Genomic DNA, 13,428 nt, shown 5'->3' with positions numbered 1-13,428 from the left:
ACCAGTCATTTGACTGGTTTAACAAAAAAAATTAAATCATGACAACAAATTGAGAAGCAAAAGATTGTTCTTTTTCAATTTGGATTGCTTGAATTTTAGCCACTTCTTTTTTTCTAGTCGTTGCACAATCAGCTAAATTGAGCTGATCAATTGTATTTTTATCAATTAAATTTGCTAGAAAATCGGCATCCTTTAATGCACTATTTAATCCAAAAGCTCCTGTTGGTGTCATTGTATGAACTGCATCACCGATTAATGCGAGGCCTTTTTTACCCCAATTTTCACTAGTGCTACTATACACATCTAATACAACGAAATCCTTCCAGGATTGGATATTTTCACGAACGGTTTGTTCAAGTTCTGGAAACGCAAGTATCAGTTGTTCGATAAATGGCGTAAAGGGCTGTTTTCTTAGAGAAACAAAGGAGCCTTCTTCAATATTCCAACCGATCTGAATGTATCCATTTACTTGTGTAAATAATGATATTTGTTTATCTTCAATCAGCGCCATTTTAATAGTCGGTTCCCAATTTTTTGGTGCAGGAATTCTTGCCCAAAGCAAATCGAAGCCATGTTTACGGATAGTTACATCTAGATCTGCTTGTTTTCGAACGGTCGAATTACGACCATCTGCACCAATAACAAGTTCACTTTCAATGATTATTATTTCTTCATTGCGTGAAGCTTTGACGCCGGTGTATGTTCCTTCTTCATCTTGTAGTAGTTTATCTACTTTCGTGCTCAGCATTAAATGGAAGGTTGGGTATTGCTCCGCTGCTGTTATTAGTACTTGTAACAAATGTGCTTGTGGTACATGAATGCCGAGATGTCCTATAGCTGAATCTGCTAAAATTGTTTTATATAACTCACCATTCTGCCAATACTCAAGTTTCTCCATTCTCAAAAGCCCTAGCTTCTCGACTTCGTCAAATAAATTATATTTTTTTAAAATCGCTTCGCCTTCTTCATTTAAATGCTCTCCACGAAACGTCTTACCAATTTGATTTGTTCGCTCTATTAATACAACGGAAACATTCTTTCTAGCCAACAAATAAGCAAGAAGTGCTCCCCCTGGACCTGCACCTACGATACATACATCAACTTTCACGATATTAATTCCTCTCTTTGTTTCTAATTAAATAAGCAAAATGGGTCATTCATATTATCATATGTATATTTTAGCGAAACAAAAGCTTATAATCCATCTTTTCAAGGCTAAATACAATGTTCGTCAGTGAATATCCGACTAAAATAAGAAAATAAGGGTATTTATATATCTGAAGTAAACTGAATGGTATGATATTATTGAATAAATAGCGAGGTGATGAAATGATTCAAATCGGCCTAACTGGTTGGGGAGATCATCCGGACTTGTACGTGTCATCTGGTAAGGAAAGATTACAAGATTATAGTTCACACTTTCCCATTGTGGAATTGGATGCGGCATTTTACGCAATTCAACCAATAAAAAATAGCTTAAAGTGGATTAAAGAAACACCTGATAATTTTCAATTTGTGGTGAAGTGTTATCAGGGAATAACTGGTCATTTGCGTGGAGATTTTCCTTTTAGTTCGCTCGAGGAAATGTTTGAATTGTATCGACAGTCGATTTTGCCATTTAAAGAAGCAGGGAAATTATCGATGATACTTGCTCAATTTCCACCTTGGTTCCAATGCAATAAGGAAAGCGTACAATATATACGGAAAGTTAGAGAAGAGTTAAAGGATTTCGATGTGGTTGTTGAGTTTCGACATCAATCCTGGTATGCTCCTGAATACAAAGCTTCCACACTCCAGTTTTTGAGGGAGAATCATCTTCATCATAGTGTTTGCGATGAACCACAGGCTGGTGAGGGGAGTATACCTTTAGTTCCTATTGCAACAACAAACAAGGTACTCGTAAGACTGCATGGCAGAAATACATATGGATGGGTGAATCCAGGCAATAACGTTAAGTGGAGAGAAGTAAGGTACTTATATGATTATAATAATGAAGAACTTTCTTCTATTAAAAATGTTTGTGAGGATTTAGAGAAACAAGCAACTGAGGTTATTGTCTTATTTAATAATAACTCTGGTGGCCATGCGGCAAGCAATGCAAAAACATTCCAGCACATGCTAGGAATAGATTTTGAAGGGCTTGCTCCAAAACAATTAGATTTATTTGAAGGAGATTTTTAAATGGAATGGCTTATACTTGCAGTTAGTGGTCTTTTCTCAGGAATTGTCGGTGCTTTGGTTGGTCTTGGTGGAGGGGTTATTCTAGTACCTGCTACACTGTTTTTTGGAGCGACTCTTGGCTTGATACCAAATATTACACCTCAGAGTGTTGTGGGCTTATCTGTTATTATGATGATATTCACAGGATTGTCCTCTACACTATCTTATATGAAGAACAAAACGGTCGACTTTAGAAGTGGGTTTATTTTCTTTATTGGTAGTATTCCTGGGACAATATTAGGGGCGTTTGTGAATAAGGGCTTGGATTTACCTTCTTTTAACTTATATTTTGGTATTTTACTTGTTATCTTATCCACTTTGTTATTAGTTCGAGATCGTTTAAAGCCAGTTCGATGGTTTGTGGAAAATGGGAAAAAGAAAACCTTTAATGATGGAAATAATTCATATGTTTACGGATATCCAATTTGGTTTGCATTATTATTAACTTTTGGCGTTGGATTTGCATCAGGTCTATTTGGTATAGGCGGAGGTTCTATTATCGTACCAGCAATGATTTTATTATTCCTATTCCCCCCACATGTAGCAGTTGGTACATCTATGTTTATGGTATTCTTATCAGCAATGGTAAACTCTGTTACGCATATATCATTAGGCAATGTACCTTGGTTGTATACTATTCCAGTAATTCCTGCTGCATATATTGGAGCAAAAATAGGAGCAAAGCTAAACAAAAAGCTGAATTCTGATACACTTGTTTTGGCTTTACGTATTGTACTTCTATTATTAGGTATACGTTCTATTTTAGATGGACTACTTTAACTTTATTCATCTCTATAAGTAGTGAGATGTATGCAAAGTATATACAAGTGACAGTGATGGTTCACAAACTAATGGTCTTTGGCGGATGTAACTATTTTTAAAGAAATTATCGAGCGAGCTCAATAAAAATCTGGACGCAAATATGCCAATTCTTATTTGATTAAGGTGGGTGAAGAATGAGAGAGACGATTTATATATACCATACAAATGACTTACATAGTCATCTAGAAAATTGGCCAATTATTCATCAATTTCTCAATGATAGACGGAAAAACCATAGTTCAGAAGCTTCCTATTTAACGTTAGATATTGGGGATCATTTGGATCGGTCTAATATATTTACAGAAGGTACTCTTGGTAAGGGAAATGTACAACTGTTAAATGACGCTCAATATGATTATGTAACGATTGGGAACAACGAGGGAATCACCTTAAGTCATAATGACTTGGAAGCGTTATACATAGATGCTAATTTTGAAGTGATCGTATCCAATTTTACTGATTTGGAAGGGAATATTCCTACATGGGTATTACCATATAAAATACATGTGACACCAACAGGCATTAAAATAGGAATTGTTGCGGCAACTGCAGATTATGGCATTTATTATGAAAAGTTAGGTTGGCATGTTCAAGATCCGATTCCACGTCTGAAAGAGGTATGTACTATACTTCGTCCACAAGTGGATGTACTTATTTGTATGTCTCACTTAGGCATGTCACAGGATGAAATAATTTCTTTGGAAATTCCACAAGTAGACTTAGTTTTGGGGTCACATACACATCACGCCTTTGAAGAAGGTAAGGTAATAGGGAATTCGTTGCAAGCAGCGACAGGTAAATTTGGTATGAATGTTGGACTTGTAACGTTGGAGTTTGATCATGTGAAAAGGGTTATCCAATCTAAGAAAGCGGTATTAATTCGAACAGAAACACTGCCAGTTCCCTCTAACGCAAATGATACGCAGTTAGCTTGGGAAAATGAAGGAATAGCTGAAATGTCTAGTATTGCTTTCTACAATCCTTCCAGATTAAAGAAGGAATGGTTTATGGAATCCGATTTATCTCATTTTTTTGGAAAAGCATTACTTTCCTTTACTAATGCAAACTGTGCAATGTTTCCGGCGGGTATCTTCTTAAAGGATCTTCATCAAGGGTCAATTACTGCAAGTGACTTACACCAATGTTTGCCTCACCCGATTAATCCGTGTGTTATTACATTAACTGGAGCAGAGCTACTCGAGGTTATTCGTACGGGAAAAAATGAAAAATGGCCAAAGCTTGAAGTAAAGGGGCTAGGGTTCAGAGGCAACTATCTTGGAGCAATCCTATATGAACAGCTTCAAGAGCTGGAAGATGGAACAGTGTTAGTCAATGAAATACCTCTTGAAATCGAGAAAATCTATACATTGGCAACTTTAGATATGTTTACTTTCGGTTACTTTTTTCCTTCATTAAAGTTTGCTCCAAAACAATACTTTATGCCGGAGATGATTCGTGATATCGTGAAATGGTATGGACAGCAAGAAAAAAATGAATATAAGTCATGAAAGTCCTCCTCCTTACATATGTAGTAATTAGGAGGATTGTTTTTGTTCTATAGAAAGAAAAAAAAACGATTTGCTTTCTTTACTAATCAGCGTAAAATAGCTATTTTTTTAACTGCTTTCTTGTTATCAGTTGGAGGTCTCATCTATTATATTAATGAGCAGTTGACTACTACCTATCTACAATATGCAGAAGTTCAAACGAATAAAATAGCATCTATGGTAATCAATAAAGCGATTAACTCAAGAATTTCCAATACGCTCGATGTAAATGACATAATCGAAGAGGTTCCTTCAGATAGTACCACAATGGTAACTACACGATTTAATACAGAAATAATTAATCGTGTATTGGCTGATACAAATCAATTAGTTCAGGCCCATTTGGAGCAGGCTGAGCAGGGGGACTTTTCAAGCCTACCTTACTTAGATGACATCGAGTACGATAAACAAACGATGGAGGATCAAGGTGGAGTCGTATTTTTCGTGCCAATGGGGCAAGCGACGAATATTCCCCTTATCGGTAATTTAGGCCCGAAAATTCCAATACGCTTTCACGTCATCGGTAATGTACAATCGAATGTAGTACCTTCGATTACAAAATTTGGTATTAATAATGCGTATGTAGAAGTCAATATTCACATTAAAGTAAATGTACAAATAATCGTTCCTCTAGCAAGTAAAATGAGTACAGTTGAACAGAGTATACCTGTTGCAATGGGGATTGTACAAGGCCAGGTTCCTTATATATACACAGGTGGCGATGGTGATGCAGCTCCATCAATAGAAGTTCCATTACCATTACCAGAAAAATAAAAAACCTTAAAATTATAGTATTTACTGATATACTAGTGGAAATGAATAAGAATAGGTAGAGGCCGCATGACTTAAGAGTAGTTTACAGGAGAATGACAACTGTGATTGTAAACGGAAGGAAGTTATGCCGAAATTAGATGCTGATCGTCGAGACAAATCTAGTTGGGGTTATTTTGAACAAAAATAACACTGTCATTTATACACCAGTATAAATGGAGAGCTACAGAGTATAAAATTTATGCTTAAAATTTTAACTAAAAGCCAACCTATATATACATTAGGTTGGCTTTTTATATTTAGGAGGATTTGTTTTGGAAAATACGATATTTTCGATTTTACCGCCATTACTAGCGATTGTAATGGTGCTTGTTACGAAGAGAGTTTTGCTATCATTAGGGGCCGGAATCGTTTCGGCAGCTTTATTAGTAGAAAGTTTTTCGCCAATTGACTCATTAAATATTCTTTGGGATTCCTTTATCACATCGTTTTGGGAAAATGGATTAAATGTGTACAATATCTTTATATTATCTTTCATATTGATGCTAGGCGTAATTACCGCCATTGTCAGCTTATCTGGTGGAAGTACTGCCTTTGCAGCATGGGCTGTTAAACGTATTAAAACAAATCGTGGATCTAAGCTATTAACAGTCTTCTTAGGAATTATTATTTTTGTAGATGATTATTTTAATGCACTTGCTGTTGGACAGATTGCACGTCCAATTACAGATTCTCATCGAGTATCACGTGCAAAGTTAGCTTATTTTATAGACTCTACATCAGCACCAGTTTGTGTAGTTTCTCCAGTTTCTAGCTGGGGAGCATTTCTAATAAGTCAGTTAGGTGTTATTTTCGCTACTTATGCAGTAACAGACTATACACCACTTCAGGCATTTCTGATAATGGCCCCGATGAATTTCTATGTTATTGCTGCTCTTGCAATGGTATTTTTTATAGCATGGACAGACAATGATTTAGGTGAGATGAAAAAACATGAAAAACGTGCAAAAGAAACAGGAGTGCTTTTTGATCCAAATAAATCTAATCCAGGTGATTTACAAGGTAATTTCCCGGAAAATAATTATGGAAAAGTGAATGATTTAATTTTACCGATTGTATCATTAATAGCTGTTACACTAGCTTCAATGTTTTGGACAGGGTACCAGGCTTCAGGAAAAGTGATGAACTTATTTGTTATTTTTGAGAACACAGATGTACCACTTTCATTATTTATAGGTGGAATTGTATCGAGTATATTAGCAATACTATTATACACTCGTCAATTCAAACAAAATCCAGAAGCGAATGTTGGATTGCTAGGGAAAGCAGTTATTTCTGGTATTAATTCAATGTTACCGGCTATTTGTATTTTAATATTTGCTTGGGCACTTTCATTTTTAATCAATGCACTGGGAACTGGTGAGTTTTTGGCTAAAATCGTTACAGAAAATAATATTCCAGTAGGGATAATCCCATTCTTACTATTTGTTTTAACAGCATTTATGGCTTTCGCAACTGGTTCCTCATGGGGGTCGTTTGGGATTTTACTGCCAATAGGTGCAAGCATCATTATGGTAGTAGAGCCAGAATTACTACTACCTGTTTTAGCAGCAGTTTTAGCAGGTGCAGTTTTTGGAGACCATTGTTCACCTATTTCTGATACAACCATTATGTCTGCAACTGGTGCAGGCGTTAACGTAATTGACCATGTAATGACCCAGTTACCTTATGCGATTGTTAGTGCAGTCATTGCTGCAATTGGATATTTAGTACTAGGTCTTACTGGTTCCGTTATCTTTGGATTTATAACGGTAGTCATCATCCTTATCTTATTTTTCTCTATATGGAGTCTCAAAAGTAAAAGAGTAGTTTAGCTAATCTTAAAATTGGAAGTCTCTGTTATTTGTATGGTTGTTTGCAATTAAATAATATGTTACATTGACAACAGTGTAGTTAGTTTATTTAGAATGGGGTCGAGATGAAATGACATCGTGTAAACCAACGAAAACAGAGTACCAAAGAAAACCAGAGTGGCTAAAAATCAAGTTAAATACGAATGATGAATACAAAGGTCTTAAAAAGTTAATGCGTGAAAATAATCTAAATACAGTATGTGAGGAAGCAAAATGTCCAAATATACATGAGTGTTGGGGTTCACGTAGAACTGCTACATTTATGATTTTAGGAGCTATTTGTACACGTGCATGCCGTTTTTGTGCAGTGAAAACCGGACTACCTAATGAGTTGGATTTGGCAGAACCAGAAAGAGTTGCTGATTCGGTTGTTATTATGAATCTAAAACATGTTGTTGTTACAGCAGTTGCTCGAGATGATTTAAAAGATGGTGGATCTGAGGTTTTTGCTGAAACTATCCGTGCGATTCGACGAAAAAATCCTTTCACTTCAATTGAAGTTTTACCTTCTGATATGGGTGGGATTGAGCAGAATATCCGTAATATTATGGATGCAAAACCAGATATTCTTAACCATAATATTGAAACGGTTCGTAGACTTACTCCTAGAGTTCGTGCAAGAGCAAAATACGATCGTTCCCTTGAATTACTGCGTCGAGCAAAAGAAATGCAACCAAGTATTCCGACAAAATCATCGTTAATGCTAGGTTTAGGGGAAACACATGAAGAGATAATAGAAGTGATGGATGACCTTCGTGCTAACAACGTAGATATAATGACGATAGGTCAATACTTACAACCTAGCAAAAAGCATTTACCAGTTCTTAAATACTATACCCCAGCCGAATTTGGAGAATTGCGCAAAATTGCCATGAGCAAAGGATTCTCACATTGTGAAGCTGGTCCACTTGTTAGAAGTAGTTATCACGCAGATGAACAGGTTAACGCTGCGGCTAAGCAAAGACAATTGCAAGGTGAGGAACTTCTAGCTACTCCAAATAGCTAATGGATGGTGATTAAATGATAGTTGCAGAAGGCTTTACTTATGAGATTATAGAAGATTTTCGTGAGGCATTTAAAGAAGAAGCCTTTTTAGATCGTTATAGTGAAATATTAACTAAATACGATTATATTATGGGCGATTGGGGTTATGGTCAGCTTCGTCTTAAAGGTTTTTTTGAGGATCGTAGTCACAAAGCTACATTTGATACGAAAATAGGGACGATGAAAGATTATTTATATGAATACTGTAATTTTGGCTGTGCCTATTTTGTCGTGAAGAAAATAGGAGTAGCACCAAAAGTAGTTTCTGTAGAAGCAATAAAAGAAGTAAACGAAAACCTTGAGCAAGATCAATTATGATCTGCTTAAGGTTTTTTTGTTGTTGGAAGATGTATGGGCGCTTATCTCACATTTATGGGTTATAGCACGAGGCTTAAGGGCCAATATAGTAAGTTTATGGGCTATCAGCAAGTCCGAAGTGTAAGGAAACACAACTAGCCTCCTCATATTAACTTAATAACTCGCGTAAATAATCTCTTAATTCCAGCGCTTCTTCTTCTGATCTATTAAATACATGCTCCAGATAGCCTGGTTCGTCCACATCATCGGGACCGATTATAGCTGCCCGTCCATATTGTATATCCATCACAAGTACTTTTCCAAAAAAACGAGAGCTTTGGGAAATAGCTAAATCATATCTTTGGGATTCCCCTGTAAAACCTACAAATCGTGTTTTGGTATCCTCTACATCATCGTACAAATAAAATCGTTCCACTAGTGACACTCCTTCCTACCATAGAATTATGGTACTATAGAATAGGAGTATATATCAACTGAGCAACTATTAGGAGGCTTTTCAATGTATTTTGTAGATAGAAAAAAAATTGCTTTAACATTGGCACATATGAACCAGTTGTTAAACATTATAGAGACAAAAAAAGATTGGCAAGCAGATGAAGTATCCAAATTAGCGTTCGAGCGAATTGGTCAAAATATTATTGAATCTGTTATCGATGTAGGGAATTCGATGATCGACGGATTTATTATGCGTGATCCAGGTGGGTACGATGATATTATCGATATTTTAACAGATGAAAAAGTTATCACCGTTGAAATGGACGGCCCTTTAAAAGAAGTTATAAATTTTAGAAAAGTACTTGTTCGTCAATTTTATGCGGTAGATCACAAGCAATTAGAAGGAATTCTCGTAAAGAATTTACAATACTTAAAGGAATTTCCTAAAGCTGTAGAAACATATCTAATAGACGAATTAGGACCAGTTTCAGCTTTTTTACCTGAGGATTCTAATGTTAAATTATAAAGCATATTTTATTGATTTAGATGGAACTGTCTATAGAGGTAAAACGCCAATTCATGAAGCTGTGGAATTTATACATTATTTACAAAGCAATGAGATCCAGCCTTTTTTTGTTACAAATAACTCTTCTATGACGCAAAAGCAGCTGCAAGAAAAACTAGCTATTATGGATATTCATGTAGATACTGAACATATTATTTCATCTTCTATTGCTGCAGCAAATTATATTAGCGAGTATATACCGCACAAAGAAGTTTTTATGATTGGTGAACTTGGATTAGAAGATGCTCTTAAATCGAGAGGTATTTCGATTACTAAAGGTATGGCAGATGTTGTCGTTCTTGGAATTGATCGTGACATTAATTATGAAAAGCTGGCTACTGCCTGTCTTTCAGTTAGAGCTGGAGCAGCGTTTCTATCAACAAATAGTGATCATGCTTTCCCTACAGAAATAGGGTTTTTGCCAGGTAATGGGGCTTTTACAAAGTTAGTCGAGTATTCTACTGGAGTCGAGCCTTTGTATATGGGAAAACCTCAGTCATTTATGTTAGAGTTCATACAAAAACAGTATGGCTTCGACAAAGAAGAGATGGTTATGATCGGAGATAATTATCAAACAGATATTTTAACTGGAATTCATATGGGGATTGATACAGTGCACGTGAATAGTGGGGTAAATAGTACAGCAGAAGTAAAGGTTCAAGCGGAGCAACCTACCTATTATTTGGAATCATTAAGTGAATGGACAAAATAAAAAGACTGTAGCACAAAGCCTCAGTCTTTTAAAATAGAGGATTGTCCTCTATATATTGATAAATGTTTGCAACAAGTTCGCTTGGGGTATTTGCTTCTACAACCTCTCCATTTACAATGGCAAATAAAGTTTCAGAACAGAGGGAGCAATAACTCAAGCAACCATACTCTAACACATCTAAATTAGAGTCCTGTTCTAATATATCAAAAGCTTCTTGGGACCCGTTTGCAAGGTTGCTTATACAAAATTCAACCATAGGATTCACAGCTGTTCACCTCACTACATGGTCATGCTACTCTTTTTTAAAGAAAACGTCAATTAAGATGTTCTATTGTGAAATGTATCACAATCTATTATAATTTGAGATGACATTAAATTTAAGGGAGAATATTATGCGAAAATTAGTATTGTTAGGTGGGGGATATGGAAATATGCGAATATTACTTCGCTTATTACCAAATAATATTCCTGATGATGTAGAAATTACTTTAATAGACAGAACACCATTTCATAGTTTAAAGACTGAATTTTATGCTCTAGCTGCTGGAACATCTCCGGATAGTGGTATTCGAGTAGCCTTCCCAGAAAACGAAAAATTAAAAGTTACCTACGGAGAAATTATAGAAATTGATGTAGAAAGCAAACAAGTCTTACTAGCTGATGGACAAGCGATTTCTTATGATGATTTAGTAATTGGACTTGGATGTGAGGACAAATATCATAACGTACCTGGAGCAGATGAGTTTACTTATAGTATTCAAACGATAGGGCGTTCAAGAGATACTTACAATAAAATTGGGGGACTAACTTCTGGTTCTGTTGTAGGTATTGTGGGAGCGGGACTTAGCGGAATAGAACTTGCAAGTGAACTTCGTGAAAGCCGTCCAGACTTGTCAATCAAGTTATTTGACCGCAGTCCGCGTGTTTTAAGAGACTTCCCAGAAAGATTAAGTAATTATGTACAAAAATGGTTTGATAATAACAATGTAGACGTAGTTAGTAATTCTAACATTACAAAAGTAGAGCCGAACAAATTATACAATCACGAAGAAGTAATTCCTGTAGATGTAGTTGTTTGGACTGCAGGTATTCAACCAGCAGCGCCTGTAAGAGCACTACCAGGTGAAAAAGATAAAACAGGTCGTGTTATTTTGACACAATATCATGATTTACCAAGCTATCCGAATGTATATGTCGTTGGGGATGCTGCATCTCTACCATTAGCGCCAAGTGCACAATTAGCGGAAGAACAAGCTGAGCAAATCGTCAAAGTACTTCAAGCACGCTGGAAAGATGCACCGCTTCCAGAAAAGATGCCCGAAATCAAACTAAAAGGGTTCATGGGCTCTCTAGGGAAAAAACAAGGATTTGCATACTTGGCAGACATCTCAGTTACTGGAAGGATCGCACGTTTGATGAAATCTGGCTTACTTTGGATGTATAAGCGTCACAACGGGTAAAATATAATGTAATTATGTAGGTATCATTTATACCTATAGTTTAAGGACCTTCTCTTAATTGAGAGGGTCTTTTTTTATTTGGATAAATTTGCTTCTTGATAAAATAAGACTGAAATTCTGTATCTATTAAAAATAGTGCGTGATTCGAGCAGTTTCCCCTTTGCGGATTGTTGCATATGCTGATATGAAATAGTTTTTAAGTAAAGGAGGTATATATATGAGTAATTTACCTGAGAAACCAGAGAAAATTTCTAATAAAGTCGTTGATTTGCTAGTAAACAATGCTTTCCGAAAAAATGGTGTCGATATCGAGAGTGTAAAGGGAAATTTGTTAGATGAACAAAAACAAGAAATTAAAGAGTTGTTAGAAGAGTTGACCCAGCAAGTGGAAGCATTTGTTAAACAAAAACCAAACAAGTAATAGAGTTGAAATGAATATTCTTTTATTCTAAGACGCCTAAGATTAGGCGTCTTTCTATTTGAAAAAATTAACTTTGCCGTTCCTCATAGATTAGGAAATGCATATCTTGCAATATAGAAAAGAAAAGGGGGTGTAGATATGTCAAGTTATAATTGTGGAAATCCAGATTGTAGGAAATGTAAGCAAAGAAATAACCAAGAGTCTGCAGAAGATATGAGATATAGAAATGAAGAAAATGTTCAAGATACTTCCGAAAATAATGATGCGGTAACTAGGGAAAGTCTAGATGCAACAGTTGGGCAAGGGGCCGATCAAATTTCAATCTTAGATCAAGAATCTGATGAATTAATATGGATTAAAGATTCATGCAACGTCGTAGTACAAACGACAGATACTCAAGCAGCAGTTTCATTACAAGTAGGCTTGCAGTTAGCTATTGCATTAGTAATCAGTATTACAATCGGTGATAGTGACCGTGGACAAACGATAACACAAGAATTATTTCAACAATTCAATTCAGAACAAACAAATAGACAGAGAATCTATATTGATAATTCAAAAGATGTAAATATCACAACTACTGATATCGACTTAGCTGTAAATATTGAGGCTATGCTTCAGATATTACTTGCATTAGTTGTCAAATTAGATGTTCTTTAATCGATGTTCTTAACTTTAAAACGAATAGAGGTGAATGATATGGAGAATAGAGAAAGATGGAGAGCACTGGATTATTGTGATAATAATAACAATGCGGTCGATCCGCAAGAGAGTGTTCAAGATGCTGAAATTGAGCAAAATTCATTTGAAGTAATTATCATTAGGGATTCAGAGGGTGTTAATGTAAACACGACAGATACACAAGTGGCTGTTTCTTTACAAATAGCGATTCAAGCAGCTATAGTGGCAGTTATCATTGCAACTATCGGAGATTCTGAACAAAGTAGAGCTGTGGTTCAAGACATTAAGCAATTTACAAAGAGTAGACAACGAAACACTCAAAGAACTATTGTTGAAGGATCCAGAAATGTGACAGTTACTACGACTGACATTGATGTGGCGGTTAACATTCAAGCTTCACTTCAAATCCTTGTAGCAATAATTGCAAAATTAGATATTTTATAATGGAATAGACAGAAACAATGATAATGGATATATATTTTTTGTGAGAAATAAACTATACAATCCTCGGAGAAGTTA

Annotated in this window: 16 protein-coding genes and 1 riboswitch; of the genes, 13 read left to right on the top strand and 3 right to left on the bottom strand. The window is 35.7% G+C overall.

The features are described from left to right. Positions 1-31: 31 nt before the first annotated feature. On the bottom strand, positions 32-1,111 hold the full coding sequence (locus tag MKY60_RS14085) for an FAD-dependent monooxygenase (RefSeq protein ID WP_445678007.1): 1,080 nt from the start codon (positions 1,109-1,111) through the stop codon (positions 32-34). Positions 1,112-1,329: 218 nt separating this feature from the next. On the opposite strand from MKY60_RS14085, the gene MKY60_RS14080 reads away from it, so the two are divergent. The 7 genes from MKY60_RS14080 (at position 1,330) to MKY60_RS14050 (ending at position 8,635) form a co-directional block, all read left to right on the top strand. Then, the gene (locus MKY60_RS14080; RefSeq protein WP_090567084.1) at positions 1,330-2,181 is read left to right on the top strand and encodes a DUF72 domain-containing protein; all 852 of its coding nucleotides are present in this window, start codon (positions 1,330-1,332) and stop codon (positions 2,179-2,181) included. Then, a complete protein-coding gene (locus MKY60_RS14075; protein ID WP_093494909.1) occupies positions 2,182-3,000 on the top strand; it encodes a sulfite exporter TauE/SafE family protein in 819 nt (272 codons plus the stop codon). Positions 3,001-3,176: 176 nt separating this feature from the next. Beyond that, positions 3,177-4,550, top strand: a complete 1,374-nt coding sequence (locus tag MKY60_RS14070) for a bifunctional metallophosphatase/5'-nucleotidase (protein ID WP_340930219.1) — start codon at positions 3,177-3,179, stop codon at positions 4,548-4,550. Positions 4,551-4,592: 42 nt separating this feature from the next. Further along, positions 4,593-5,363 carry a sporulation protein YunB gene (yunB, locus tag MKY60_RS14065; RefSeq protein ID WP_093494907.1) on the top strand — a complete coding sequence of 257 codons (771 nt, stop codon included), beginning with the start codon at positions 4,593-4,595 and terminating at the stop codon, positions 5,361-5,363. A 48-nt stretch (positions 5,364-5,411) separates the two neighbouring features. Continuing rightward, positions 5,412-5,594: riboswitch (Lysine riboswitch) on the top strand. 80 nt (positions 5,595-5,674) lie between these two features. Next, positions 5,675-7,234, top strand: a complete 1,560-nt coding sequence (locus tag MKY60_RS14060; RefSeq protein WP_340930218.1) for a Na+/H+ antiporter NhaC family protein — start codon at positions 5,675-5,677, stop codon at positions 7,232-7,234. A 109-nt stretch (positions 7,235-7,343) separates the two neighbouring features. Continuing rightward, a complete protein-coding gene (lipA, locus tag MKY60_RS14055; protein WP_093494905.1) occupies positions 7,344-8,279 on the top strand; it encodes a lipoyl synthase in 936 nt (311 codons plus the stop codon). A gap of 14 nt (positions 8,280-8,293) precedes the next feature. Next, positions 8,294-8,635: a YutD family protein gene (locus MKY60_RS14050; protein ID WP_340930217.1), complete on the top strand. Its 342-nt coding sequence runs from the start codon at positions 8,294-8,296 to the stop codon at positions 8,633-8,635. 148 nt (positions 8,636-8,783) lie between these two features. Here the strand turns inward: MKY60_RS14050 and MKY60_RS14045 are convergent, their stop codons facing one another. Continuing rightward, positions 8,784-9,050 carry a DUF3055 domain-containing protein gene (locus tag MKY60_RS14045; RefSeq protein ID WP_090567105.1) on the bottom strand — a complete coding sequence of 89 codons (267 nt, stop codon included), beginning with the start codon at positions 9,048-9,050 and terminating at the stop codon, positions 8,784-8,786. 84 nt (positions 9,051-9,134) lie between these two features. Here MKY60_RS14045 and MKY60_RS14040 point away from each other — a divergent pair, with 84 nt between their 5' ends. After that, on the top strand, positions 9,135-9,596 hold the full coding sequence (locus MKY60_RS14040; protein WP_241599490.1) for a DUF86 domain-containing protein: 462 nt from the start codon (positions 9,135-9,137) through the stop codon (positions 9,594-9,596). Beyond that, the gene (locus tag MKY60_RS14035; RefSeq protein ID WP_340930215.1) at positions 9,583-10,347 is read left to right on the top strand and encodes a TIGR01457 family HAD-type hydrolase; all 765 of its coding nucleotides are present in this window, start codon (positions 9,583-9,585) and stop codon (positions 10,345-10,347) included. Before MKY60_RS14040 ends, MKY60_RS14035 begins: the two co-directional genes overlap by 14 nt. A 28-nt stretch (positions 10,348-10,375) precedes the next feature. On the opposite strand, the gene MKY60_RS14030 is transcribed toward MKY60_RS14035, so the two are convergent. After that, entirely contained in the window at positions 10,376-10,612 is a 237-nt protein-coding gene (locus MKY60_RS14030) for a YuzB family protein (protein ID WP_090567114.1), read from the bottom strand. A gap of 127 nt (positions 10,613-10,739) precedes the next feature. On the opposite strand from MKY60_RS14030, the gene MKY60_RS14025 reads away from it, so the two are divergent. The 4 genes from MKY60_RS14025 (at position 10,740) to MKY60_RS14010 (ending at position 13,353) form a co-directional block, all read left to right on the top strand. Beyond that, positions 10,740-11,807, top strand: a complete 1,068-nt coding sequence (locus tag MKY60_RS14025; RefSeq protein WP_340930213.1) for an NAD(P)/FAD-dependent oxidoreductase — start codon at positions 10,740-10,742, stop codon at positions 11,805-11,807. A 217-nt stretch (positions 11,808-12,024) separates the two neighbouring features. Continuing rightward, positions 12,025-12,228 carry a spore coat protein gene (locus tag MKY60_RS14020; protein WP_093494900.1) on the top strand — a complete coding sequence of 68 codons (204 nt, stop codon included), beginning with the start codon at positions 12,025-12,027 and terminating at the stop codon, positions 12,226-12,228. A gap of 138 nt (positions 12,229-12,366) precedes the next feature. Further along, positions 12,367-12,888: a spore coat protein gene (locus MKY60_RS14015; protein WP_269915738.1), complete on the top strand. Its 522-nt coding sequence runs from the start codon at positions 12,367-12,369 to the stop codon at positions 12,886-12,888. A gap of 39 nt (positions 12,889-12,927) precedes the next feature. Next, positions 12,928-13,353 (top strand): spore coat protein, encoded by a 426-nt coding sequence (locus MKY60_RS14010; RefSeq protein ID WP_241599498.1) that lies wholly within the window; start codon positions 12,928-12,930, stop codon positions 13,351-13,353. Positions 13,354-13,428: the final 75 nt, after the last annotated feature.

It is taken from the genome of Psychrobacillus sp. FSL K6-1415, from assembly GCF_038003185.1.
GTDB classification, from domain to species: domain Bacteria; phylum Bacillota; class Bacilli; order Bacillales_A; family Planococcaceae; genus Psychrobacillus; species Psychrobacillus psychrodurans.
The sequence above is the reverse complement of the archived record's forward strand: the minus strand, read 5'-3'. Positions and strand labels throughout refer to the sequence as shown.

Coding starts and splice junctions, on each gene's coding strand:
- MKY60_RS14080 (WP_090567084.1), top strand. CDS start 1,330: ATGATTCAAATCGGCCTAACTGGTTGGGGAGATCATCCGGACTTGTAC.
- MKY60_RS14075 (WP_093494909.1), top strand. CDS start 2,182: ATGGAATGGCTTATACTTGCAGTTAGTGGTCTTTTCTCAGGAATTGTC.
- MKY60_RS14070 (WP_340930219.1), top strand. CDS start 3,177: ATGAGAGAGACGATTTATATATACCATACAAATGACTTACATAGTCAT.
- lipA (WP_093494905.1), top strand. CDS start 7,344: ATGACATCGTGTAAACCAACGAAAACAGAGTACCAAAGAAAACCAGAG.
- MKY60_RS14050 (WP_340930217.1), top strand. CDS start 8,294: ATGATAGTTGCAGAAGGCTTTACTTATGAGATTATAGAAGATTTTCGT.
- MKY60_RS14040 (WP_241599490.1), top strand. CDS start 9,135: ATGTATTTTGTAGATAGAAAAAAAATTGCTTTAACATTGGCACATATG.
- MKY60_RS14035 (WP_340930215.1), top strand. CDS start 9,583: ATGTTAAATTATAAAGCATATTTTATTGATTTAGATGGAACTGTCTAT.
- MKY60_RS14025 (WP_340930213.1), top strand. CDS start 10,740: ATGCGAAAATTAGTATTGTTAGGTGGGGGATATGGAAATATGCGAATA.
- MKY60_RS14020 (WP_093494900.1), top strand. CDS start 12,025: ATGAGTAATTTACCTGAGAAACCAGAGAAAATTTCTAATAAAGTCGTT.
- MKY60_RS14015 (WP_269915738.1), top strand. CDS start 12,367: ATGTCAAGTTATAATTGTGGAAATCCAGATTGTAGGAAATGTAAGCAA.
- MKY60_RS14010 (WP_241599498.1), top strand. CDS start 12,928: ATGGAGAATAGAGAAAGATGGAGAGCACTGGATTATTGTGATAATAAT.